Annotated in this window: 23 protein-coding genes; 9 read left to right on the forward strand and 14 right to left on the reverse strand. The window is 72.7% G+C overall.

The genetic code is table 11. The annotated features are described in order from the left end of the window. Positions 1 to 180 precede the first annotated feature (180 nt). The gene (gene phoU, locus PV796_RS16640; protein WP_274914024.1) at positions 181 to 858 is read left to right on the forward strand and encodes a phosphate signaling complex protein PhoU; all 678 of its coding nucleotides are present in this window, start codon (positions 181 to 183) and stop codon (positions 856 to 858) included. Positions 859 to 1232: 374 nt separating this feature from the next. Here the strand turns inward: phoU and PV796_RS16645 are convergent, their stop codons facing one another. Beyond that, positions 1233 to 1994 carry a phosphoglyceromutase gene (locus tag PV796_RS16645; protein WP_274914025.1) on the reverse strand — a complete coding sequence of 254 codons (762 nt, stop codon included), beginning with the start codon at positions 1992 to 1994 and terminating at the stop codon, positions 1233 to 1235. Between the two features lie 220 nt (positions 1995 to 2214). Here PV796_RS16645 and PV796_RS16650 point away from each other — a divergent pair, with 220 nt between their 5' ends. Both PV796_RS16650 and PV796_RS16655 read left to right on the forward strand, forming a co-directional pair. Beyond that, complete coding sequence (locus PV796_RS16650) at positions 2215 to 3606, forward strand: MDR family MFS transporter (RefSeq protein ID WP_274914027.1); 1392 nt, start codon at positions 2215 to 2217, stop codon at positions 3604 to 3606. A 227-nt stretch (positions 3607 to 3833) separates the two neighbouring features. After that, positions 3834 to 5135 carry an alpha/beta hydrolase family protein gene (locus PV796_RS16655; RefSeq protein ID WP_274914029.1) on the forward strand — a complete coding sequence of 434 codons (1302 nt, stop codon included), beginning with the start codon at positions 3834 to 3836 and terminating at the stop codon, positions 5133 to 5135. 16 nt (positions 5136 to 5151) lie between these two features. On the opposite strand, the gene PV796_RS16660 is transcribed toward PV796_RS16655, so the two are convergent. Beyond that, entirely contained in the window at positions 5152 to 5685 is a 534-nt protein-coding gene (locus tag PV796_RS16660) for a YbjN domain-containing protein (protein ID WP_274914031.1), read from the reverse strand. Further along, a complete protein-coding gene (gene mshA / locus PV796_RS16665; RefSeq protein ID WP_274914032.1) occupies positions 5678 to 7060 on the reverse strand; it encodes a D-inositol-3-phosphate glycosyltransferase in 1383 nt (460 codons plus the stop codon). The genes PV796_RS16660 and mshA overlap by 8 nt, the downstream gene beginning before the upstream one ends. 196 nt (positions 7061 to 7256) lie before the next feature. Here mshA and PV796_RS16670 point away from each other — a divergent pair, with 196 nt between their 5' ends. Further along, on the forward strand, positions 7257 to 8114 hold the full coding sequence (locus tag PV796_RS16670; RefSeq protein ID WP_274914033.1) for a class I SAM-dependent methyltransferase: 858 nt from the start codon (positions 7257 to 7259) through the stop codon (positions 8112 to 8114). A 37-nt stretch (positions 8115 to 8151) separates the two neighbouring features. On the opposite strand, the gene PV796_RS16675 is transcribed toward PV796_RS16670, so the two are convergent. The 4 genes from PV796_RS16675 to PV796_RS16690 all read right to left on the reverse strand — a co-directional run bounded on the left by PV796_RS16675 (position 8152) and on the right by PV796_RS16690 (position 13201). Beyond that, positions 8152 to 9015 (reverse strand): helix-turn-helix transcriptional regulator, encoded by an 864-nt coding sequence (locus PV796_RS16675; protein WP_274914034.1) that lies wholly within the window; start codon positions 9013 to 9015, stop codon positions 8152 to 8154. 47 nt (positions 9016 to 9062) lie between these two features. After that, the gene (locus tag PV796_RS16680; RefSeq protein WP_274914035.1) at positions 9063 to 9575 is read right to left on the reverse strand and encodes an NUDIX hydrolase; all 513 of its coding nucleotides are present in this window, start codon (positions 9573 to 9575) and stop codon (positions 9063 to 9065) included. Positions 9576 to 9594: 19 nt separating this feature from the next. After that, a complete protein-coding gene (locus tag PV796_RS16685) occupies positions 9595 to 10794 on the reverse strand; it encodes a CHAD domain-containing protein (protein ID WP_274914036.1) in 1200 nt (399 codons plus the stop codon). Between the two features lie 127 nt (positions 10795 to 10921). After that, the gene (locus PV796_RS16690; RefSeq protein ID WP_274914038.1) at positions 10922 to 13201 is read right to left on the reverse strand and encodes an RNA degradosome polyphosphate kinase; all 2280 of its coding nucleotides are present in this window, start codon (positions 13199 to 13201) and stop codon (positions 10922 to 10924) included. Positions 13202 to 13512: 311 nt separating this feature from the next. On the opposite strand from PV796_RS16690, the gene PV796_RS16695 reads away from it, so the two are divergent. After that, positions 13513 to 14136 (forward strand): GNAT family N-acetyltransferase, encoded by a 624-nt coding sequence (locus tag PV796_RS16695; RefSeq protein ID WP_274914039.1) that lies wholly within the window; start codon positions 13513 to 13515, stop codon positions 14134 to 14136. Between the two features lie 62 nt (positions 14137 to 14198). Here the strand turns inward: PV796_RS16695 and mshD are convergent, their stop codons facing one another. Then, positions 14199 to 15116 carry a mycothiol synthase gene (mshD, locus tag PV796_RS16700; RefSeq protein WP_376567396.1) on the reverse strand — a complete coding sequence of 306 codons (918 nt, stop codon included), beginning with the start codon at positions 15114 to 15116 and terminating at the stop codon, positions 14199 to 14201. A 186-nt stretch (positions 15117 to 15302) separates the two neighbouring features. Here mshD and PV796_RS16705 point away from each other — a divergent pair, with 186 nt between their 5' ends. Next, a complete protein-coding gene (locus tag PV796_RS16705) occupies positions 15303 to 17120 on the forward strand; it encodes a bifunctional metallophosphatase/5'-nucleotidase (protein ID WP_274914041.1) in 1818 nt (605 codons plus the stop codon). A gap of 102 nt (positions 17121 to 17222) precedes the next feature. Here PV796_RS16705 and PV796_RS16710 read toward each other — a convergent pair whose 3' ends face one another. From PV796_RS16710 to PV796_RS16730, 5 genes are all read right to left on the reverse strand, one after another. Next, positions 17223 to 17486, reverse strand: coding sequence for a hypothetical protein (locus tag PV796_RS16710; RefSeq protein ID WP_274914042.1), 264 nt, complete (start codon positions 17484 to 17486; stop codon positions 17223 to 17225). A gap of 3 nt (positions 17487 to 17489) precedes the next feature. Then, positions 17490 to 18641, reverse strand: a complete 1152-nt coding sequence (locus PV796_RS16715) for a WXG100-like domain-containing protein (protein ID WP_274914043.1) — start codon at positions 18639 to 18641, stop codon at positions 17490 to 17492. Beyond that, on the reverse strand, positions 18638 to 18967 hold the full coding sequence (locus PV796_RS16720) for a type VII secretion target (RefSeq protein WP_274914044.1): 330 nt from the start codon (positions 18965 to 18967) through the stop codon (positions 18638 to 18640). The genes PV796_RS16715 and PV796_RS16720 overlap by 4 nt, the downstream gene beginning before the upstream one ends. A gap of 232 nt (positions 18968 to 19199) precedes the next feature. Continuing rightward, positions 19200 to 19406 (reverse strand): DUF397 domain-containing protein, encoded by a 207-nt coding sequence (locus PV796_RS16725; RefSeq protein ID WP_274914045.1) that lies wholly within the window; start codon positions 19404 to 19406, stop codon positions 19200 to 19202. Further along, on the reverse strand, positions 19393 to 20280 hold the full coding sequence (locus PV796_RS16730) for a helix-turn-helix domain-containing protein (protein WP_274914047.1): 888 nt from the start codon (positions 20278 to 20280) through the stop codon (positions 19393 to 19395). The genes PV796_RS16725 and PV796_RS16730 overlap by 14 nt, the downstream gene beginning before the upstream one ends. A 231-nt stretch (positions 20281 to 20511) precedes the next feature. Between PV796_RS16730 and PV796_RS16735 the strand changes: the two genes are divergently transcribed. Together PV796_RS16735 and PV796_RS16740 are read left to right on the forward strand one after the other, a co-directional pair. Then, the gene (locus PV796_RS16735; protein WP_274914048.1) at positions 20512 to 20694 is read left to right on the forward strand and encodes a hypothetical protein; all 183 of its coding nucleotides are present in this window, start codon (positions 20512 to 20514) and stop codon (positions 20692 to 20694) included. Then, positions 20691 to 20906 (forward strand): hypothetical protein, encoded by a 216-nt coding sequence (locus PV796_RS16740; RefSeq protein WP_274914049.1) that lies wholly within the window; start codon positions 20691 to 20693, stop codon positions 20904 to 20906. The genes PV796_RS16735 and PV796_RS16740 overlap by 4 nt, the downstream gene beginning before the upstream one ends. Before the next feature lie 73 nt (positions 20907 to 20979). Here the strand turns inward: PV796_RS16740 and PV796_RS16745 are convergent, their stop codons facing one another. After that, positions 20980 to 21834: an SDR family oxidoreductase gene (locus PV796_RS16745; protein WP_274914050.1), complete on the reverse strand. Its 855-nt coding sequence runs from the start codon at positions 21832 to 21834 to the stop codon at positions 20980 to 20982. Positions 21835 to 22015: 181 nt separating this feature from the next. On the opposite strand from PV796_RS16745, the gene PV796_RS16750 reads away from it, so the two are divergent. Then, positions 22016 to 23467 carry an LmeA family phospholipid-binding protein gene (locus tag PV796_RS16750; protein WP_274914051.1) on the forward strand — a complete coding sequence of 484 codons (1452 nt, stop codon included), beginning with the start codon at positions 22016 to 22018 and terminating at the stop codon, positions 23465 to 23467. Positions 23468 to 23504: the final 37 nt, after the last annotated feature.

The raw sequence follows: 23504 nt of genomic DNA on the forward strand, positions 1-23504 counted from the left end.
CATCCCCGGTGGCCCCGCCCGTCGCGATCCGGCCGCACATTGAGGGTGCCGGGACCGCCGGCGGCCGGTCCGTGGGAGCGTAGGCGCACACGCCACCCCCCTTCACCACCACGCACGCCCCGGAACTCCCGGGAGCAACTCCGGAACCCCCACCCCCCTCGAAGCGAGAGAAGGTCACTGATGCGGGACGCGTACCACGAGGAGCTGGACTCGATCAGCGAGGGCCTGGTCGAGATGGCCCGGCTCGTCGGCTCCGCGATCGGGCGCGCCACCACGGCGATACTCGACGCGGACCTGAAGTTGGCCGAGCACGTCATCGCCGCCGACGAGAAGGTCGACGACCTCCAGCGCGATCTGGAGGCCCGGGCCATCGCCCTGCTGGCCCGCCAGCAGCCGGTCGCCACCGACCTGCGGATCGTCGTCACCTCCCTGCGGATGAGCGCGGACCTGGAGCGCTCCGGTGACCTGGCCCAGCACGTCGCCAAGCTGGCCCGGCTGCGCTTCCCGGAGCGGGCGGTGCCGCGCGATCTGCACGCCACCATCCTGGAGATGGGGCAGTTGGCGCAGCGGCTGATGGCCAAGGCCGGCGAGGTCATCATCACCAAGGACGTCGATCTCGCGCTCCAGTTGGAGCAGGACGACGACGCGATGGACCTGCTCCACCGCGCCCTCTTCCAGCACCTGATGGACGACCGCTGGAAGCACGGCATCGAGACGGCCGTGGACGTGACCCTGCTGGGCCGCTACTACGAGCGCTTCGCGGACCACGCGGTCTCGGTAGCCAAGCGCGTCGTCTACCTCGTGACCGGCGAGCACGCCGACGAGATCGCGCCCCCGACGGGGGTCGAGGGCGCGTAACGTGCGCCCACGCGCCGTTGACGCGCCTATGCACCCGGGCTTGCAATAAGCACCAGGTGACCCCTAGGAGGCGAAGAATGGCACTCATGGCGGACTCCCCGAACCCCGCGTCCCAGGAGGAGCAGCCGGCCGTCGACCGGCCGCTGCTCCCTGTCCTCGGCGCCTGTGGCTGCGGCTCCGGATGCGGCTGCGGCTGCCAGTCCGGGGGCCCGTGCCAGTGCGGCGGTAACTGCTGAACGGCCCGCTCCACCGACGGCACGCCAGCGGCCCCGTGACGACGGCACGGTGACCCGCGCGGCCCCGACCCGGCAAAAAGCCCCCTACCGGCGGAGAAAACCGCTGGTAGGGGGCTTGCTTGCGCGAGGCGCGGGGGCTTACTTCTTCTTGCCCTGATTCTTCACGGCCTCGATGGCGGCCTTGGCGGCCTCCGGGTCGAGGTACGTGCCGCCCGGCTTGACGGGGCGGAAGTCGGCGTCGAGCTCGTAGGCGAGCGGGATGCCGGTGGGGATGTTCAGGCCGGCGATGTCCGCGTCCGAGATCCCGTCCAGGTGCTTGACCAGGGCGCGGAGGCTGTTGCCGTGGGCGGCGACGAGGACCGTGCGGCCGGCGATGAGGTCCGGGACGATGCCGTCGTACCAGTACGGCAGCATGCGGGCGACGACGTCCTTGAGGCACTCGGTGCGCGGGCGAAGCTCCGGCGGGATCGCGGCGTAGCGCGGGTCGTCGCTCTGGGAGAACTCGCTGCCGTCCTCCAGCGGGGGCGGCGGGGTGTCGTAGGAGCGGCGCCACAGCATGAACTGCTCCTCGCCGAACTCGGCCAGGGTCTGCGCCTTGTCCTTGCCCTGGAGCGCACCGTAGTGGCGCTCGTTCAGCCGCCAGCTCCGGTGGACCGGGATCCAGTGGCGGTCGGCGGCCTCCAGGGCGAGCTGCGCGGTGCGGATGGCACGCTTCTGGAGGGAGGTGTGGACGACGTCGGGGACCAGGCCGGCGTCCTTGAGCAGCTCTCCGCCGCGGACCGCCTCCTTCTCGCCCTTCTCGTTGAGGTTGACGTCCACCCAGCCGGTGAACAGGTTCTTCGCGTTCCACTCGCTCTCGCCGTGGCGGAGCAGGATCAGCTTGTACGGTGCGGTGGCCATGCCGTCGAGCGTAATCGACGCCGTGGGGTGCGCCCGCGGGCGGCCGTCACCTGCGCGGATCGGTGCCCGGCGGGGGAGACGGGGCGGTGCGGCTTGACGCTTCCGGTCAATTGTGTGGCGGCCGGGACCGCCCGCTTTGTAGTTTGCCCGGGTCGCCCTCGCCGTCCACGGGAGGGCGCTTTCGCTGCTCGTAGCCGTTCGGTGTCCAGGGGGGTCCGTCATGTCTGCGCCCGTAAGTGGTGACAAGGTCCGGGGTCGGGGGCGACTGCGGCGGGCCGCCGTGGCGAGCGTCTCGGGGCTGCCGCGGCAGTTCTGGTGGCTGTGGACCAGCACGTTGATCAACCGGCTCGGGGCGTTCGTCGCCACCTTCCTGGCGCTCTATCTGACCGTCGAGCGCGGCTACTCGGCCTCGTACGCGGGGCTGGTCGGTGCGCTGTACGGGCTCGGCGGGGTGGTCTCGTCGGTGGTGGCGGGGGTGCTCGCCGACCGGCTCGGGCGGCGACCGACGATGCTGGTGGCACAGGTGTGCACGGCGGTTTCCGTGGCGCTGCTGGGGTTCATGACCGATCCGGTGGCCATCGCGGTGGTGGCCTGCGCGGTCGGGATGGCGTCCAACGCCTCGCGGCCCGCGGTGCAGGCGATGATGGCCGACATCGTCGCCCCGGAGGACCGCGTCCGCGCCTTCTCCCTCAACTACTGGGCGATCAACCTGGGTTTCGCGGTCTCCTCCAGCGTCGCCGGGCTGATCGCCGAACACGGCTATCTGGCCCTCTTCTTGGGCGAGGCGGCGCTGGTGCTGGCCTGCGCGCTGGTGGTGTTCTTCGCGTTGCCGGAGTCGCGCCCGGCGGTCGGCGGGGCCGCGGACGCGCCGGGGGACGCGGCCGGCGCGGCGCGGGTCTCGATGCTGACGGTGCTGCGCGACGGGCGGTTCATGACCGTCGTCGGGCTGAACCTGCTGCTGGCGCTGCTGTTCCAGCAGGCGTATGTGTCGCTGCCGGTGTCGATGGGCCTCGCGGGCTTCTCCAGCGCGGACTTCGGGCTGGTCATCGCGGTCAACGGGGTGCTGATCGTGCTGCTCCAGATCCCGGTCACCCGCTTCATCGAGCACCGCAGCCCAGCCGCGCTGCTCATCGGCTCGGCGCTGCTCGCCGGTTACGGCTTCGGGCTGACGGCGCTGGCCGGCTCGCTCGCCCTGTTCGCGCTCGCGGTCGCCGTCTGGACGCTCGGCGAGATCATCAACTCGCCCACGCAGATGGGCCTGGTGGTCCGCCTGTCACCGCGCCACGGCCGCGGCCGCTACCAGGGCATGTACTCCCTGTCCTGGTCCGTCGCGTCGCTGGCCGCGCCCCTCTTGGGCGGCACGGTCATCGACCACTACGGCGCCGGGGTGCTCTGGGCCGGCTGCGCGGTGGTCGGCACGGTGGCCGCGGTGGGGTACGGGCTGCTGCTGCGGGGGCTGCCGGAGCGGGCGGCCGCCGCCCCCGGGGCCACGGCGGGTGGCGCCACCGGCCGGCCGGGCGCGGCGAGTTCGGGCCCCGCGCGTCCGGGTGCGGGCGGTCCGGACGACGGCCGCGCCGGGACCGACCGGAGCGAGATCCCGTCGAACTCCTAGCGGGGCGGGGCGGCGTGATGCCGCGCGCCCGGTGGAGAGCGCCAGGGGGCCTCGTGGGCGCCTGCCGTCGGCGGCCCGCGTAAGCGCCTCCTTCGTGCTGGCCGTACCCCCAACACAGGTGCCCGCACGGTCGCTTGGGGCGGCCGGGGCCGGGATCGTGCTGGGTGCGGGCGGTGGGCGTCCGCCGGGCGCAGTCCGCGTCCGTGGGGGCGAGCGGGGAGAACGCGATGGGCGGCACGGCGCGGAAGCTGGCGGGGGTCGGGGCGTTGGTGGTGGTCGCGGTGACGGCCGCGGCGGGCATCGGGACCGGGGCGGAGGGCGGGCGCCAGGAGCCGCGCGGCGGGGCGCACGCCACGGCGGCCGCGCCCGCGCTCACGCTCCCCGCGCCCACCGGCCCGTATCCGGTCGGCACGGTCGCGCTGCACCTCACGGACCACCACCGGCCCGACCCCTGGGTGGCCCAACGGCCGTACCGGGAGCTGATGGTGAGCGTGCGCTACCCGGCCACCCGGGACGCCGGGCGGTTCCCGCGGGTGCCGCAGTTGACCGCGGTCGAGGCGGCCGCGTTCGACCGGCTGGGCAACTTCGCGGACCACGTCCCGGCCGGCAAGGTCGCCTGGGGCGCCACCCTCACCCACGCGCACCGGGGCGCCCCCGTGGCCCGGCCGGACGGCCGCCGGCTGCCGGTGGTCCTCTACTCCCCCGGGGCCGGCGACCCCCGCTCGTTCGGCAGCGCGCTCTGCGACGAACTCGCCTCCCGCGGCTACGCGGTGGTGACCCTCGACCACCCCTATGAGGCGCCCGCCGTGGAGTTCCCGGACGGCCGGGTGGCGCGCAGCGTCATGCGCGCGGAGCTGGCGAAGGCCCAACGGACCGGCCGGATCACCGCGTTGCTGGAGAAGGTCGCGGCGGTGCGGGTGGCCGACGCCCGGTTCGTGCTGGACCAACTGGCGCGCGGCGGGGCCGACTCGGCGCTGCCGACGGAGCTGCGCGGGGCGCTGGACCCGTCCGCGGTGGGGATGTTCGGGCAGTCCGCCGGCGGGTTCACCGCCGTGCAGACGATGCACGACGACCCGCGGATCAGGGCGGCGGTGAACATGGACGGGGTGATGGGCTACACCCAGCGCGATGACGATCCGTCACATCCGTCCAGCGTGGGGCTGGACGGGGTGGACCGGCCGCTGATGCTGATGGGGATGGCGGGGGACGACCACCACTCGATCCCCTCCTGGGGCGCGGCCTGGCGACGCAGCGCGGCCCGCGGGACCTGGCTGCGGGACCTGACGCTCCGGGGCGGCCGGCACGCCAGTTTCACCGATGCCCAGGCGCTGATCCCGCAGGTCGCGCGGCAGGTGGGGCTGTCCCGCAAGGACGTGACGGAGATGGTCGGGACGCTCGACCCGGCGCGCGCGGTCGCCGCCGAACGGGCCTATGTCACCGCGTTCTTCGACCGGTGGCTGCGCGACCGGGACGGCCGTCTGCTGGACGGCCCTTCGGCGCGCCACCCGGAGGTGCGCTTCGTGCCGTGAGCCGGCGGCGCCGTGGCTACTGCTCCGCGTCGCCGCGGGTCAGCCGCTCGAACGCGGACAGGTTGCGGGTGGACTCGCCGCGCGCCACCCGCCAGGCGTACTCCTTGCGGATCGCCGAGGCGAAGCCCATCTCCAGCAGGGTGTTGAAGCTGCCGTCGGCGTTCTCCAGGACGGTGCCGAGGATCCGGTCCAGCTCGTCGGGGGTGACGGCGGCCAGCGGGAGCTTGCCGACGAGGTAGATGTCGCCCAGCTTGTCGATCGCGTAACTCACGCCGTAGAGGCGGGTGTTGCGCTCCAGCAGCCAGCGGTGGACGGCCTCGTGGTTCTCGTCGGGGCGGCGGACGACGAAGGCGTTGACGGAGAGCGAGTGGCGGCCGACGATCAGCGAGCAGGTGGTGGACAGCTTGCGGGTGCCGGGCAGCTTGACGACGTAGTTGCCGGCGGCCGGCGACTCCCATTCCAGGGCGGCGTCCTTGAGGGTGCGCTCGACCACCGCGGCCGCGTCCGCCGCCTGCTGCTCGCCCCCGGAGGGCCGCCGTTCCTCAGCCATGCAGCGATCGTAGGTGACGGCGGCGCTCCTGCATCGCGGCGGTGTAGACGTCGGCGGTGGCCGCGGCGGCGGTGTCCCAGCCGAAGGACTGGGCGTGCCGGGCGGCGGCGCTGCCCATCCGGGCGGCCAGCGTCGGGTCGTCGACGAAGCGGCGCAGCGCGCGGGCGTAGTCGACCGGGTCGTGGCCGGCGACCAGAAAGCCGCTGACGCCGTCCCGCACGGCCACCGGCAGCCCGCCGACCGCGGCCGCCACGACCGGGGTGCCGCACGCCTGGGCCTCGATCGCCACCAGCCCGAACGACTCGCTGTACGACGGCATGACCAGCACGGACGCGGCGCGGTACCAGTCGGCGAGCTGCTCCTGGCCGACCGGCGGGCGGAACCGGACCAGATCGGCGATGCCCAGCCGGGCCGCCAGCTTCTGCAACCCCTCGGGCTTGGCCAGGCCGCTGCCGCTGGGGCCGCCGACCACCGGGACCACCAGGCGGGTGCGCAGCGTGGGGTCCTCGTCGACCAGCGCGGCGGTGGCGCGCAGCAGGATGTCGGGGGCCTTGAGCGGCTGTATCCGGCCGGCGAAGAGCGGGATCACCGCGTCCTGCGGCAGGCCGAGCCGGGCCCGGGCGGCGGCCCGGCTCGCCTCGACGTCGGCGGTGCCGTCGTCCGCCAGCGGCCGGAAGCGGTCGAGGTTGACGCCGGGGTGGACCACCGCGACCTTGCCCGGGTCGGCGTCGTAGTGCCGCACCAACTCCTCCGCCTCCTCGGCGGTGTTGGCGATCAGGCGGTCGGCGGCGCCGACGATCTGGGTCTCGCCGATGACCCGGGCGGCCGGCTCGGGGGTGTCGCCGACGGCCAGCGAGGCGTTCTTGACCTTGGCCATGGTGTGCATGGCGTGCACCAGCGGGACCCGCCAGCGCTCCGCGGCCAGCCAGCCGACGTGACCGGAGAGCCAGTAGTGGGAGTGCACCAGGTCGTAGTAGCCGGGGCGGTGGCCGGCCCACGCCTGCATCACACCGTGGGTGAAGGCGCACAGTTGGGCCGGCAGCTCCTCCTTGGCCAGCCCCTCGTACGGGCCGGCGGCGACGTGCCGCACCAGGATGCCGGGGGCCAGCTCGACGGCGGGCGGCAGGGCGCCGGTGGTGGCCCGGGTGAAGATCTCCACCTCGATGCCGGCCGCGGCCAGCTTCCGGGCCAGCTCGACGATGTAGACGTTCATCCCGCCGGCGTCGCCGGTGCCGGGCTGGTGGAGCGGTGAGGTGTGCACACTGAGCATCGCCACCCGGCGGGGACGCCGGGCCCCCTTGGGCAGCCGCAACCGCGGCGGGCCCCCGAACTGGCCGTGCGGCCGGCTGCGGAGCCTGGACACATAGTGGCTCACTGCGAGCAACCTCCTAGGCGAGGCGGGCGCTCGCCTCCGCCCCGCTGCAACAACACCGCACCGCGATCCATTTCCATCCGTCCCGCCGTCTTCGAACTTTCTTCGCACTTTGCCAAAGCGTGATCCGGGCCGCGCTGCGGGGCCCGGCGCCGGCCGCCCGGCGGGCCGGCCCGCCGCGACCCCATACCCTCGATGCATGGCCCGCCGCTCGACCGTTTCCGCCCGCCCCGCCGCCGCCCCGGCACCCGCGCCGTCCCGGCCGGTCGGAACCGCCACCCGCGGCACCACCAACCCCAACCGGCTGCGCCGCATGGACCGCTGGATCGCCGCCGAGCACGGCGCGGAACTGCGCCGCGCCGCCGACCCGGTCGCCGTCGACCTGGGCTACGGCGCCGCCCCCTGGACCGCGCTGGAGCTGCTGACCCGGCTGCGCACGGTGCGGCCGGACGCCCGCGTCGTCGGCGTCGAGATCGACCCGGCCCGGGTCGCCGCCGCGCTCCCCTACGCCCGCGCCGGCCTGGACTTCGTCCACGGCGGCTTCGAGGTGCCGCTGCCCGGCCCGCCCGGTCGCGCCCCGCTCCTCATCCGGGCCGCGAACGTGCTGCGCCAGTACGACGAGGACGAGGTCGCCGCCGTCTGGGCGCGGCTGCGCGCCCGGTTGGCGCCCGGCGGGCTGCTGGTCGAGGGCACCTGCGACGAGATCGGGCGCCGGCACGTGTGGGTCGCGCTCGGCCCCGAGGGCCCCCGCACGGTCACCTTCGCCACCCGGCTCGGCTCCCTGGACACCCCCTCCGACCTGGCCGAACGCCTCCCGAAGGCGCTGATCCACCGCAATGTGCCGGGCGAGCCGGTGCACGCCTTCCTGCGCGACTTCGACCGCGCCTGGGCGAGCGCCGCCCCGCTGGGCGCACTGGGCGCCCGTCAGCGGTGGCGCGCCGCCGTCGCCGCCCTGGCCACCGACTGGCCGCTGGCCGGGGACCCCCGCCGGCGGCGCCAGGGCGAGGTCACGGTGCGGTGGGAGGCGCTGGCCCCAAGGGGCGGCGGGGTGCAGTAGCCGCGTCCCCGTAGCGCGGCGGGGCTCCGGACCGGCTCTAGGACGCCGCCGCCGCGCCCGCCGCCGACCGCGCCAGCGCGCGCAGCCCGGCCTCGGACGCCGAGCCGGCCGGCGCGGTGTACGTGACCAGCACCTGGTCGGGGTCGGCCGCCAGCCGGAAGCTCTCGAAGGTCACGGTCAGCTCCCCGACCTCCGGGTGCCGCATCCGCTTGGTCCCGCGCAGGCACTCGGAGACGCCCTGGGCCGCCCACATCCGGCGGAACTCCGGGCTGCGGTCGAGGAGTTCGCCCACCACCTCGCAGATCCGCGGGTCGTCCGGGTGTCGCCCGCTGTCCGCCCGCAGGTTGCCGACGACCTCCTCGGCCTTCTTCTCCCAGTCCGGGTACCGCTCCCGCGCCGCCGGGTCGAGGAAGACCAGCAGCGCGGTGTTCCGCCGGGCGGGCAGAAGCGCTTCGAGGTCGAAGGAGAGCCGGGCGCCGGCGCCGTTCCAGGCCAGGATGTCCAGCCCGCGGCCGAGCAGCACGGCGGCGACCGCGGGGTCCATCGCCGCCAGCAGCTCGCGGACCTCCGGCCGCACGGTCTGCGCCGGAACCGGCGCGCAGGCGCCGGCGGTCCGGCGCCGCGGCACCGCGACGTTGCGCAGGTAGGTCACCTCGCCGTCCGACAGCCGCAGCGCCCGGGCGATGGCGTCCAGGACGGAGCCGGAGACGGCGGGCGCGCGGCCCTGCTCGATCCGGGTGTAGTAGTCCACGCTGATCCCGGCGAGCTGGGCGACCTCCTCGCGCCGCAGCCCGCGCACCCGGCGGCGGCCGAACCCGTCGGGCAGACCGACCTCGGTCGGGTCGAGCGCGGCACGGCGCGCCTTGAGGAAGGCACTGATCTCGATTTCCCCGGGCAGCATCACTCCAGTATGCGCCGGCCACGGAACGCGGGGTTCCGCGGCGTCGGTCAGCCGCCCCCGCCCGGCCCGCCCGCCGGCTCCCGCCCGGCCCCGGAACCGCTCCCGGGCAGCGCGCTCAGCAACGCGCTCACCAGGTCCTTGTCGCGGTCCTGGGTGAGCACCTCCCGGGCCACGTCCGGCGGCACCCACCAGACGCGGTCCACCTCCTTGTTGGGGATGAAGCCGCCGCCGGTGGCCTCGGCCGCCCAGTAACGGACCACCTTGGGGCGATCGCCGACCCGGTAGTGGACGGTGGGGAGTTCCGGGCCGGGCGCGCAGGTCATCCCGGTCTCCTCCAGCACCTCGCGCAGCGCGCCCCGCCGGGCGTCCTCCCGCGGCTTGAGCTTGCCCTTGGGATGGGACCAGTCGCCCCACTTCGGCCGGTGGACCAGGGCCAGTTCGATCCCGTCGCCGACCGGCGCCCGGCGCCACAGCACGCAGCCGGCCGCCAGAACAGGCCCGTTCGGCACCGTCCGTGCACCGCTCGCCCCGCCGCCCCCGCGGCCCGCCGTCCTGCCCATCGCGCCCCTCCCGTCCCGCTCAGGCACCGCGCTCGCCGGCCGGGCCCGGCAGCCACACCCGCCCGAAGGCGTAGCGGGCCGCCTCGACCTCGTGCCGCTGGTCGGCGTGGAGCACGCCCAGCGCGTACGCGGTGGCCGGCGCGATCCGCGGCGTGCGGGCCGCCGTGGCCGCCGCCGCGGCCGCCTCGGCGGCGTCCCGGTGCTGGGTGAGGACCCGGTCGGACGCGAGCAGTCGGGGGTCGACGGCGTCCGGGGCGATCACCTCCTGGGCGTAGTGGCTGATCCGGACCAGCAGCCGCGCCCGGTGCCAGGGCGCGTCCTGGCCCTGCTCGACGGCGAGCGCGCCGGCGTTGTACGGGTGGCCGGCGCGGGCCAGCGGCAGGGTGGCGACCGCCTCGGCGAGCCGCCGGTGCGCCTGTTCGGCGAGCGGCGGCAGCGCCTCCGCCGCGGCCACCTCGCCGGCCCGGCGGGCCAGCGGCGCCTCGGAGGCCAGTACCGCGACCGCGTCCGCGACGGCGTGGAAACGGGACGAGCCCAGCGCCTGGAGGGCCGCCGAGTGCGCCCGCGCGCGGGCGAGGGTGAGCTGCCGGTCGAGCAGCGCCCCGGCCCGGGCGGCGCCGGCGGAGAGCGCGCTCTCCGGCTCCGGCTCGGTGGCGGCGGCCGGGACGGTGGCGGTGGCCGCGGCGGCGGACGGTGCGGCCGGTCGGCCGTCCCGGGCGCCCCGGGCGCCGCGCCCGGACCGGGTGCCCCGGCCGCCCCGCTCCGCCGGCCGGTCGGCCCGCTCGCCGCGCCCGGTCAGCCGGGTGAGCGCCCCCATCAGCCGGTCCCGGCGCGCCCCGCACGCCTGCTCGCGGGCGAGGGTGGTGCTCAACCAGCCGAGTTCGGCCCGGAGTTGATCGGCCCAGACCTCCTCGGTCAACGGCCGGAAGGTGTGCAGCGTGGCGCTGATCCGGCGGGCGGCGCGGCGCAACTGCCAGGCCGCCTCGCCGGCGCCCGCCGCGTCCGGACCGGCCTCCCGGTGGAGCCGCAGGCTGCGCAGGAAGTCCGTGGACTGCCGGTGCAGATAGCCGGCCAGCACCTCGCCGGCCGTCCGCCCGCCGAGCCCGGGGCCGTCGTCCGGCCCGTAGGGCACCCCGTCCCCGCACCCCGCGCGCGCCGCCCCCTGCGCACCGCCGTCCGCCCCGTAGAGCGCCTCCCCGTAGACCCCGTTCCCGTACACACCGCCCCCCGGCCCGTCCACCACTGCGGCGCAGGCTCCCGGCGCCGGGCCGGGTTCGTATCCGATTCCGTTTCCGCTTCCCCCGCCGGTGCCGAGGAGGCCGTGCCGCGGCCCCCCGGCCGGCTGGTCATGTCGCTGGGCCACGCCGGCGCCTCCGGGCGTCGATGAGCATTTCCTGTACGTTCCGCAGCGGAGTGCCGTCCGCGTCCACCGCGTGCCGGGTCCAGTCGCCGTCCGGGCCCAGGTGCCAGGACGAGGTGGTGTCCGACGTCCCGGTCTCCAACAGCCGGTTCAGGGCCGCCCGGTGGGCCGGGTCGGTGACCCGCACCAGCGCCTCGATCCGTCGGTCGAGGTTGCGGTGCATCATGTCCGCGCTGCCCAGCCACACCTCGGGCTCGCCGCCGTTGCCGAAGGCGAAGACCCGGGAGTGCTCCAGGAAGCGGCCCAGCACGCTGCGGACCCGGATGTGCTCGCTCAGTCCGGGCACCCCGGGGCGCAGCGCGCAGATGCCGCGCACCCAGATGTCGACGGGCACGCCGGCCTGCGAGGCCCGGTAGAGCGCGTCGATGACCGCCTCGTCGACCATCGAGTTGACCTTGATGCGGACGTAGGCGGGACGGCCCGCCCGGTGGTGCACGGCCTCCTTGTTGATCCGCTGGATCAGCCCGTCGCGCAGCGAGGTGGGCGCCACCAGCAGCCGGCGGTAGGTCTCCCGCCGGGAGTAGCCGCTGAGCCGGTTGAAGAGGTCGGAGAGGTCGGCTCCCACCTGGGGGTCCGCGGTCAGCAGCCCCAGGTCCTCGTACAACCTGGCCGTCTTGGGGTGGTAGTTGCCGGTGCCCACGTGGGAATACCGGCGCAGCGTCTCGCCCTCCTGGCGCACCACGAGGGAGAGCTTGCAGTGCGTCTTCAGCCCCACCAGGCCGTAGACGACGTGGCAGCCGGACTCCTCCAGCTTGCGCGCCCACTTGATGTTGGCCTGCTCGTCGAAGCGCGCCTTGATCTCCACCAGGACGAGCACCTGCTTGCCGGACTCCGCGGCGTCTATCAGGGCGTCCACGATCGGCGAGTGGTCGGAGGTGCGGTACAGCGTCTGCTTGATGGCCAGCACCTTGGGGTCGGCCGCGGCCTGCTCCAGGAACGCCTGCACCGAGGTGGAGAACGAGTCGTAGGGGTGGTGCAGCAGGACGTCGCGGGCGCGCAGCGCGGCGAAGACGTCGGGGGCCGAGGCGGACTCCACCTCCGACAGGTCGCGGTGGGTGCCGGCCACGAACTTGGGGTACTTCAGCTCCGGCCGGTCCAGCGCCCCGATCCCGAACAGCCCGGTCAGGTCGAGCGGGCCGGGCAGCGGATAGACCTCGGCCTCGGAGACCTTCAGCTCCTGCACCAGCAGGTCCAGGACGGCCGGGTCGATGGTCTCCTCGACCTCCAGCCGGACGGGCGGCCCGAAGCGCCGCCGCATCAGCTCCTTCTCCAGGGCCTGGAGGAGGTTCTCGGCGTCGTCCTCCTCCACCTCCAGGTCCTCGTTGCGGGTCACCCGGAACATGTGGTGCGCCCGCACCTCCATCCCCGGGAACAGCTCCTCCAGGTGGGCGGCGATCACGTCCTCGATGGGCACGTACCGCTGCGGGGACGCCTCCAGGAAGCGGGAGAGCAGTGGCGGAACCTTCACACGTGCGAAGTGATCATGGCCGCTGACCGGATTGCGGACCACCACGGCCAGATTCAGCGACAGCCCGGAGATATAGGGGAAGGGGTGCGCCGGATCGACCGCCAGCGGGGTCAGCACCGGGAAGATCTGCTGCCGGAACAGCGTGAACAGTCGGGCCTGCTCCTGCTCGGTCAGGTCGGGCCAGCGGATCAAGTGGATGCCCTGGTCAGCGAGTTCCGGTGCGACGTCCTGCTGGAAGCAGGCGGCGTGCCGGGCCATCAGCTCGCGGGACCTGGTCCAGATCAGGTCCAGCACCTCCCGGGGCTGGAGCCCGGAGGCGGAGCGGGTGGCGACGCCGGTGGCGATCCGCCGCTTGAGGCCGGCGACCCGGACCATGAAGAACTCGTCCAGATTGCTGGCGAAAATCGCAAGGAAATTTGCGCGTTCCAGAAGCGGGGTGGCCGGGTCCTCCGCGAGCTCCAGCACCCGCTCGTTGAACGCCAGCCAGCTCCGCTCGCGGTCCAGGAACCGCCCGCTCGGCAGCTCCTCGCCGTTCGCACCCGGGACGCCGCGGTCCTCGTACGCGTCGGGGTCGGCGTCCAGGTCAGGCTCCAGCCCGGAGATGTCCCGCCGGACGGCGTTCGGCCGGTGCGCGGCGATCGAGCCGACCGAGGGCTGCAGGGGTCCCAGCGCCCTCGGCGCCTCCTGGGGCGGCGTCTCGGGCTGGGCCGGGGCCTGAGCGCTGCGCTGCTGGTTCATGTCCTTATTCTTCCGCGCTCGGGGGCTTCCAGGCGCGTCAGGAGGCGGCGGCACGACTTCGAGCCGCGGGTTCGGGACGTTCGGCACAGCGGGCTGCATTCAGTGATGCTTGCAAGCGATATTGAATCGCCGGTGAAGCGGACATGGCGGCCAGGCAAGCGGGACGCTACCCCCGGGTGTTTTCCGTCCGCCCCGACGCCCGACGATCTTCACGGCCGCCAATCCTGGCGGGCCCCGGACGCCGGGCCGGCCCGCCGCCGCCTCCCGGAAAGTCCGCTGCGCCGGCCGCCCGCGCTCCCTACGCTGACCGCGTGCCCAGACCTTCCACGCCACCCACACCCCCGCTGCCCCCGCTCCCGTACACCCCCGCGTACCCACTACGGACCGCGCGCCTGGACCTCCGCCCCGTCCGCCACGACGACTTCGCCGCCGTCCACGCCTATCAGCGCCGCCCCGAGGTCTGTCGTTACCTCTACTGGGGCCCGCACGACGAGGCCGCCTCCCGCGCCTCGATCGCCGACAAGGCGACCCGCACGACGCTGCGGCAGTCCGGCGACTTCCTCCAACTCGCCGTCGTCCTACGGGACTCCGGGGACCTGGTCGGCGACGTCACCTTCGTCTACACCCACCGCGCGCAGCGCCAGGGCGGCATCGGCTACGTCTTCAACCCCGAGTACGCCGGCCGCGGTTACGCCACCGAGGCCGCCGGCGCCCTGCTCGAACTGGGCTTCGCCGAGCTCCAACTCCACCGCATCCAGGCCGAGTTGGACGGTCGCAACACCGCCTCCGCCAAGCTGCTGGAGCGCCTGGGCATGCGCCGCGAGGGCGAGCTCAGGGAGAACGAGTTCCTCGACGGCGAGTGGAGCGACGAGGTGATCTACGCGATCCTGGCGCGCGAATGGCGCGCCCAACAGGAGCGGCCCGCACGGCCGTGACACATGCGACGGGGCGGGCCCCACGGCCCGCCCCACCCCGCCACGACGCACCCCAGGGACGCTCAGGTCTCCGACCGGTACATCAGGTCCGTCTCGTGCGTGGTGAACCCCAACCGCTCGTAGACCGTCACCGCGGGCACGTTGTCCGCGTCCACGTAGAGCATCGCGGTCGCCAATCCCTGCGCCGCCAGGTGGCGCAGCCCGATCGTGGTCAGCGCCCTGCCCAGGCCGCCGCCCTGCGCGCCCGGCCGCACCCCGAGGACGTACACCTCGCCCAGGCCCTCCTCGGCGTGCACCTTCGTCCAGTGGAAGCCGACCAGGTGGCCGTCCTTCTCGGCGAGGAAGAAGCCCTTGGGGTCGAACCACGCCTCGGCCTTGCGGTCGTCCAGATCCCGCTGGGTCAGCGCGCCCTGCTCGGGGTGGTGCGCGAAGGCCGCCGCGTTGATCTCCAGCCAGGCCGCGTCGTCGACGTCCGGCTGGAAGGTCCGCACCGTCACGCCCTCCGGCAGCGCCGGCTCGGCCAACTCCCAGTCCGCCAGCGACCGCCGCATCTGCCGCAGCTCCCGGAACATCGTCAGCCCCAGCGTCTGCGCCAGGTGGCGGGCGGCCGGGTGCCCGCCGTGCGCCCACACCCGCAGCCGGCGCCCGGACTGGGCCAGCAGCTCGCCGCCCAGCGCCCGGCCGTGGCCGCGGCCGCGGTACCCGGGGTGGACGACGAGCTCGGCGGCCGGCGCCTCCACCGGATCGGTGTCCTCCAACTGCCCGTAGCCGACGAGCTGCTCGCCGTCCTCCCCGGGCGCGTACACCAACAGGTGCCGCACTCCCTCGCGGCGGCCGCCCCGCAACTGGAGCCGGCCCTGTTCGGACACGGCCGGCTGCCCGTCCGCCCGCGCGGCCCGTTCGATCAGCTCAAGGACGGCCCGGGCCCCGTCCGGTGCGAGCTCGTCGACCACCTCGACCCGGCGGCCGCTGTGCCCCATCTCCTGTGCAGCGTCAGTCATGTGTGAAGCGTACGACGCCGTCCCCGCGTCGGGCGGGCACCGCGGACGCCGCCCCGGCCGGCCCCGCCACCGTCCGGCCACCGGGACGTCACCTCCGTCCCCTATCTCTCTACGCGCGTCGACAATATGCTGCCCACCGCTCAGTACCAGCCACGGAGGGGAACCATGCCCACGACACCTCAACGGCCGCGCCTGCGCCGCAGATTGGCGGCCGGCGCCGCCGTGCTCGCCACCGTCGCCGGCGTCGCCCTGACCGCCACCGCCCCGCCCGCCGGGGCCGACAGCGGCCGCCCGCACCGCCCGGCCCGCACGGTCGACGTCCAGTTGCTCTCCTTCAACGACTTCCACGGCAATCTCGAACCGCCGCAGGGTTCCTCCGGCACCGTCGAGCAGCGCCAGGCCGACGGGTCCAAGAAGACCGTCCCGGCCGGCGGCGTCGAGTACCTCGCGCAGTCCCTGCGCACCGCCCGCCAGGGCCACCCGTACTCCGTCACCGCCGCGGCCGGCGACGTCATCGGCGCCAGCCCGCTGCTCTCCGGCCTCTTCCACGACGAGCCGACCATCGAGGCGATGAACCGGCTGGGGCTGGACGTCACCTCCGTCGGCAACCACGAGTTCGACGAGGGCCGGGCCGAGCTGACCCGCATGCAGCGCGGCGGCTGCCACCCCAAGGACGGCTGCTACGAGAAGGGCAAGACCTTCAAGGGCGCCGCCTTCCCCTACCTGGCCGCCAACGTCACCGACGACAAGACGGGCAAGCCGATCCTCAAGCCGTACACGGTGTGGCAGCACAACGGCGTCAAGATCGGCTTCATCGGCGTGACCCTGAAGGGCACCCCGGACATCGTCAACGCCGACGGCGTCAAGGGCCTGACCTTCCACGACGAGGTCGCCACCATCGACAAGTACGCCAAGGTCCTGGACCGCCAGGGCGTCAAGGCGATCGTCGCGCTCATCCACGAGGGCGGCATGCCGGCCTCCACCTCGTACAACTACGACTGCGACAGCCCCGGTCCGGGCGCGGGGATCTCCGGCCCGATCGTGAACATCGCCAAGCGCATCAGCCCGAAGGTGGACGCGCTGGTCACCGGCCACACCCACCAGTCCTACACCTGCACCATCCCGGACCCGGCCGGCCACCCCCGCACGGTCACCTCGGCCGCCTCCTACGGCCGCCTCTACACCGACACCACGCTCACCTACGACCGCCGCACCCACGACATCGTCCGCACCGCGGTGCACGGCCCGCACGCGGTCAACCACGTCGTCGACCGCACCCAGCCCAAGGCGCCGGACCTGACGTCCCTGATCGCCCGTTGGGACAAGCTGGCCGCCCCGATCGCCAACAAGCCGGTCGGCTACGTCTCCGCCGACATCAACGGCCGCGGCGCCGGCACCCCCGAGGAGCCCCTCGGCGACCTGATCGCCGACGCCCAACAGGAGGCCACCGCGGCCCCCGACAAGGGCGGCGCCCAACTGGCGCTGATGAACCCCGGCGGCATCCGCTCCGACCTCGCCTACAAGGCGTCGGGCAAAGAGGGCGACGGCGTCGTCACCTACGCCGAGGCGTTCACCGTCCAGCCGTTCACCAACATGACGCACGTCGTCGACCTGACCGGAGCCCAACTCCTGGCCGCCCTCCGGCAACAGGTCAGCGGCCCCAACGAGGCGTCCCCCAAGATCCTCCAGGTCTCCAGGGGCCTCACCTACACCCTGGACATGACCAAGACCGGCGCCGCCCGCGTCGTCACCGACACCGTCAAGCTCAACGGCGCGCCGGTGGACCCCGCCACGACCTACCGCGTCGCCATGAACGAGTTCCTGGCCGGCGGCGGCGACGGCTTCCCCGCCCTGAAGGCGGGCAAGAACAAGCACGTCGGCCCGTCCGACCTCGACGCCCTCACGGCGTATCTGACGGCCCACTCGACGCCGTCCGCCCCACTGACCCCGCCGAAGGCGGATCGGATCACGGTGGTGAAGTAGCCAGCTCCGACGGGCCGTTCGGCTTCGGCCGGCCTCTGCCTACGGCCCCGGCCGCCCGCCTCTCCACGGCGGACGACCAGGGCCGCTACGTTTCGCGCCGCATCAGAACAGGTGGAAGGCGAAGCCGAAACAGGGGACGGCGATAGCCAAGCCGACGAGAAGAATCACCGGCCCGATCACGTATTCGCCCCATTTTCTCCGCCCCTTCATGCGCCAGATGGCGGCGGTCACACCGACGCCGGCTATCACGAGCGGTAGCCCGAAAACTGCCCCGGGGAGCGCCAGGAAGCTGAGCCAGTCGGCGGGTTCGTTCGGATCGACGTGCGCGACACCCGCCAGGATCACGGTGCTGGCCTCTTGGTACACGAATTAACTCGCGCCTTTCTCGGCCTCGTCGGTTTCCTTGAAGAGGTTCTGAACGTCGGTCTCGATGCCCGCTCCGCCTTCGTAGATCCCTGTGTTGAGGCCGGTGCGGAAGGCGTTCCTGTACGCCCCGTCGATGAGCTTGCCCTCTTCACCGCCACCCTCGCCGCCGAGGCTGTGCCCCTCCTTCCTCCCGAGAAGATGGTCGCCCATGCGGTTTCCGAGGGCCCCGGTGACAGCATTCGTCCCCGCGTCCCATGCGGTGTCGGCGGCGCCCTTGCTGTCGTCCTTCCGGTCAGCGGTGAGGCCCCCCGCAATGTTGCCGAGCGCACCATTGACAGCGCTGCCCGCCTGGCCCTCGCCCTTGAGTACCCTGCCGACCGCACCCGTCAGTTTGGCGCCCTCCGCCAGCTCCGCCCCGCCCACGGTGAACGCGGCCGTACCCAGGGCTTCCTTGTTGGCGGTGGTGAAATCCTGACCCACCGTCACCGGCTGGCCGTTGAGCGCCTGGTTGATCATCAGGCTGCCCGAGTCAGCGACGAAGTTCGTGGCGTAGCTCTCCGCGAACTTGCCGCCGATCCGAGCCACCGCGACGAGTATCTTCTCTATCGTCGCCGCAGCCTCCGCGTTCATCCCAACGAACGTCTCCAGCAGCGCCGCCACCTTCTCCGCCGCCGACGTGAACAGCTTGACCAGGTCCACGATCTTGGCGACCTTCGCGGCCACGGCCGCGTTGGCGACGAGGTCCGAGAGGAATCCGGTGAAGGCGGACAGCGCGGCGCCGAGCACCTCCATCTCGGCGATCTCGACGCAGATGTCGATGATCTCCTTGTTTATCTTGTCGATCTCGCCGGCGAACTCCCGTAGCCCGTCCGCGACATGGTGGAAGTTGTTCGCGACGTCGGTGATGGTCTTCTTCTGGTCCTGCCAGTGCTTCTCGAAGGCGTCGCGGGCCGCGCCGTGCCAACCCTGTTTGTCGACGCCGTCGATGGAGCGGTCGAGGGCCCCCACGACCTTGGCCAGCTCGTTCCCCATGGCGTCCCAGCCGCGGGCGATCTCGCGCAGCGTGTCGCCGTTGCCGCCCGGGAGTTCCACACCGAATGCCTGGAGGATCTCCAGCACCTTGCCGTCGACCCAGCCGTTGATGTCCACCGTCACACCGCCTGGTAACGGGGCACGGCCTGGAGGTGGCCGACGGCCATCCGGTCCGCTTCCGCGTACTGGGACGCGTTGATCCGCAACCGGTCGGCGTCGCTGGTGAGCACCTGGGGTAACTGGCTCAACGCCCTGACCGTGCCGATCAGTAACTTCTGGTACTTCTCCAACGCGCCGTCACAGGCACCGAGGATCCCGAACGCCTCCCCGACCTCCCTCGACGCTGCCGTGAAGGAACGGATCGGGCCATCCAGATCCTCCGCCCGCATGTCGAACTTGCCCGCCAGATCCGTCAGCGCCGTCGGCTCGACGCCGAACTGCCCGCTCATCCCGCTCCCCCTGTTCGGTCACGTAACAAGCCTCCAGGGGTACGTCGGGGAGCGGCCTCCGGGAAAGCGCCTTTAACGGGTCCCGGATACGGGATTGTCCTGCGCTTTACGTTCGTGACCCTGGCCATACCCGGGCGTGATCAAATCTGAACCCGGGCCCACACCTTCCGCGTGGCCGCGTGGGGCATGACCACACGGAGGGCGTCGGCCTGCAGTCGGTTGCGAACGGCCCTTACGGGCGGCCGACTTCACCCTTGACGACGCCGTCGAGGAACGCGCGCCATCCTTCGCGGGTGGTGGTCACGACAGGGCCGGACTGTTGCTTGCTGTCGCGGGTGGCGACGGTGTCGTCGAGGACTGCTACCTCTACGCACTCACCATTCCCATGGCTGTAGCTCGACTTGACCCATTCCACGTGATGCAGATCAACCTTGTTCATAGCTCCGTGCCACCTCAGCAATCAGACGTCGTGATTCCGAGTCATGGAGCGACCTCTCCCAGATGTCCCGGAACGCCACCTCGTACTCTTCCAGTTCCTTTGGCTTATCCAGAAACAAACCGCCGGTGTACCCGTCCGTGTAGACCGTCGAAGGTTCGGATTCCGTACCGTCGCCATTCAAGGGGAAACGCAGAATACTGAATGGCCCGGCAGCAACACCCAGGTGCATCCCGGCAGCAAAGGGAACCACCCGAACCGCAATGTTCGGTCGCTCGGAAACGAAAATGATGTGCGCAAGCTGACGTGCCATCAACTTCTCGGTGCCGATTGGGCGCCTAAGCACCGCCTCGTTCAGCACTACCCGCAGCATGGCCGGGTCCGTCGGGCGCGTGAGCAATACCTGACGTTCCATGCGCAGGGCCACTCGCCCCTCAAGGTTCTCCTCACTGATCCCCCAGAGATGGGTGCGGATGATCTCCCGTGCGTAGTCCTCAGTCTGGAGCAGCCCCGGAACGAGCTCACTTTGATACGCGTCTATGCTTGCCGCCGCCTCTTCAAGACCGACGTAGACGCTGAACCCCTCGGGGATCACCTCACCGTACGCATGCCACCACCCCCGCGCCTTCGTCTCTTTCGCAAGCCCCATGAGCGCCTCGGTGAGATCCTCAGGCGCACCGTAGATTGCGCACATCGTCTGAACGTCGTGGCTGCGTAACGACACTTGGCCCGTCTCGATGCGCCACATCTTGGCCTCAGACCACTCCAGATTGCGAGCCGCGGCGCGCACCGTGAGCCGAGCACGTCCCCGCAAATCTCTTAGGTGTCGCCCAAGTTGACGCCTCGGCACCGTCGATCCCGTAGGCCCATCAGTCATGAGCCCACCTCCTGCTTCCAGTTCGAAGGACTCGCGACACCTGAAATCGAAGCACCCAAGTACCCCGTCCGCAACGGCGGTCTGTAGTTCGAGCAATCAGTCCCGAATCTTCGAAGAGAAGTCTTGCTGATCCCATTCGCCGCTCGACAGGCTGATCCTGCGATCGCCGGCCCCTCGCAGGGTGCGGCCTGCACCAGCGAGTCAACTTCCCCTTCGCCAAAGGACAGAGCCATGCCGAATCCGCGCCCCTTCGCCCCGCCCCCCTGGCCCGCCCCGCCCCAACCGCACCCCGGCTGCGCGTACTGCGCCGAGATCGGCGGGCAGCGCGCGACTGCCCGTCAGGAGTACGACCGCAGCGCGGAGAGCGACTGCAACGTCAGGCTGCGGCGGCATCTGAAGGAGGTGCATGCGTGAGTGAGGCGAAGGGCATCCCGGATGTCCGCGTGCCGGATGCGCCCCGGATGACGCTGCGCGTCTATGAGGTGGACAGCCGTGGGCTCGTGACGCGCGAGCGGGGCGAAGTGCGGGTCATGCCCGAGGAGATGCTCGATCCGCACGTCCTCGGGCTGGCGTTCCCACCGTGCCGGTGCCGGCGTTGTCTGCGCCCGGTGACGTCATGGCCATGAGGGAACGGACCGCCCAGGGAGGAATCCCCGAACGGCCCGGCTGGCTCGGATGGCTCGGACGTCGCCGCCGTCCTCAGGCGAAGTCCCCGGCGTGTTCGCCCGCCCACTGGGCGAAGGTGCGGGCCGGGTGGCCGGTGACGCGGGCGACGTCGTCGGTGACCGGGAAGGCCGGGGCGTCGACCGACTGGCCGAAGAGGTGGACGAGTTGGCGGGCCGCCTCGACGGGGAAGTGCGGGCCGGCCATCGCCTCGGCGGCCTCGTCCTCCGAGATCTGCTCGATGCGCGCCGGCCGGCCGGTGGCCCCGGCGATCGCGGCGACCTGCTGGGTGTTGGTGAGCACCTCGGGCCCGGTGAGCCGGTGGATCTGGTGGGCGTGGGCGCCGGTGCGGTCCAGGAGGGCGACGGCGGCGGCGTCCGCGAGGTCGGCCTCGTGGACGGGGGCGCTCCGGGCGCCCGGGTGCGCGTCGCGGACCACGCCGGTCGCGCGGATCGCCGGGGCCCAACGGAGGGCGTTGGTGGCGTAGTTGCCGCCGCGCAGGAAGGTCCACTCCAGACCGGACGCGCGGACCGCGCGCTCGGCCTCGGCGTGCGAGCGGGAGATGAAGTTGGCGTCGTCGGCGGGCGAATCGGTGATCGAGAGCGAGGAGTTGAGGACGATGCGGCGGACGCCGGCCCGCTGGGCGGCGTCGATCAGGCGCTGCGCCGACGCCCCGCCGGCCGCCAGGTTGAGGAAGAGCGCCTCGGCGTCGGCGAGCAGCGGGGCGAGGTCGGGGTCCCCGGCGAGGTCGGCGCGGACCACCTCGGCCCGGGCGGGGAGTTCGGCGCGGGCGGGGTCCCGGGTGAGGGCGCGGACCGGCATCCCCTCCTCCAGTAGGCGGCCGACAAGGCGGCGGCCGATGTTGCCGGTTGCTCCGGTGACCACGATCATGGATTCCTCCGGGGAGACGCGGGCGGCGGTGACGCGGGACGACGTTAGTTCAGTCCGCCGCCCGGGCACGGGAACGTCACGCGGCAAGATTTCGCCAAGGACGGCGGGACGATTTTCGCGTATCTCACATTCCGCCGGCGGGACTTGCACTTCCGGGCCCCGCTCGTGGTGGGATGTGCTGATGCGAACCCCCATACGCATATCTTCACCCTCGCACTCGGCCTCGTCCCCGGCCGGTACCCCCGCCGCAGCCTCCACCCCCGCCCCGGAGGCCGGCGACCAGCCCCACATATCCGGGCCGTCGGGCGGCCCTCAAGGCGACACCAGAGAGCTCCCGCCGGTCAACCCCTACGCGGACCTGGCCGCACTCGCCGACCCGGATCCGTCCCGGGCGCCCGGCCGGGGCGGCGACCCTGAGCACGGCGCACCGCACGCCCCGCCTCCCCCGTACCGCGGCTACCTCAACGAGCGTGACGACAGCGACGATCCGCTCGGGCTCGGCCTGCGCTCGGACGACGAGGACGAGGACGCCTGGTCGCCGCCGAACCACCGGAAGCTGAAGCGGGGCATCGGTCGCTTCGCGGCCGTTCCGCGCACCATCAAGGCGCTGGTCGCGCTCGCGGCCTGCACGGGGGTGCTCGCCCTCGGCGACCGGTTCGCCGTGCTCTACGCGCAGAACAAGGCCGAGGACCAGGTGAAGTCGGCCCTGCATCTGCACGCCCGGCCCGAGGTGGACATCCACGGATTCCCGTTCCTCACCCAGGTCTTCGACAAGCGGCTCGACCAGGTCGACGTGGTGATCCCGGACGTCGCCGCCGACCGGGTCTCGCTGGCGAAGGTGTCGGCGACGGCCCGGAACATCCAACTGGACGGCGATCTGCCGACCGCCATCAAGGGCGCCATCATCGGCGAGATGCACGGCAGCGTGCTGCTCACCTTCGACGACATGAACCGCGAACTGGGCGCCTCCCAGGTGAAGTTCAGCGCGCTCGGCCCCAACGGGGTGCGCGCGGTCGGCGAACTTCCCGTCGCCGGGCACACCTTGCGGGTCCGGGCCGAGGCCCGCATCCACCGCATCGGCGACCGGGGCATCTCCACCGAGATCGGCCAGATGCGCCTGGACATCGGCGACATGGCCGTCTACCGCCCGGGCACCGGCGAGGGCGAGGGCCTCCGCCTGACCCAGAAGGGCGCCGCCGAACTCACCCGGCAGGTCGCCAGGGTCAAGGCGATGCTCAGCATCCCGGCCATCGCCAAGCGGATCGGCATCCCCCAGGAGTACCTCGACGACGCCCTGCGCAGCGACGACAAGCTGCACGAGCTGATCGGCTCGCCGCGCTTCGTCCACCAGCTCATGACGGTCAACCTCGTCGATGTCGTGATGGACCACCCCTGGCTGCTCCAGAAGGTCGGCATCGACGCGAAGATGCTGGGCGCCCTCACCGACCTCACCAAGCCCCAGCTCGCCGACCGCCTCGCCCTCTCCTTCCAACTCCCCAAGACCCCGGGCAACATCCGCCTCGCCAACGTCTCCGTGGAGCCCGACGGCATCCACGCCGACCTCACCGGCACGGAGCTGCCGTTCGGCGACGCGGCGAAGAACGACGGCAAGGGCAAGGGCGGGGGGAAGTAGGCGCGGGCCGCCCCGGGGGTTCCGGGACGGCCGCTTC

This window comes from Streptomyces sp. WZ-12 (assembly GCF_028898845.1).
In the GTDB taxonomy this organism is placed as follows: Bacteria; Actinomycetota; Actinomycetes; order Streptomycetales; family Streptomycetaceae; genus Streptomyces.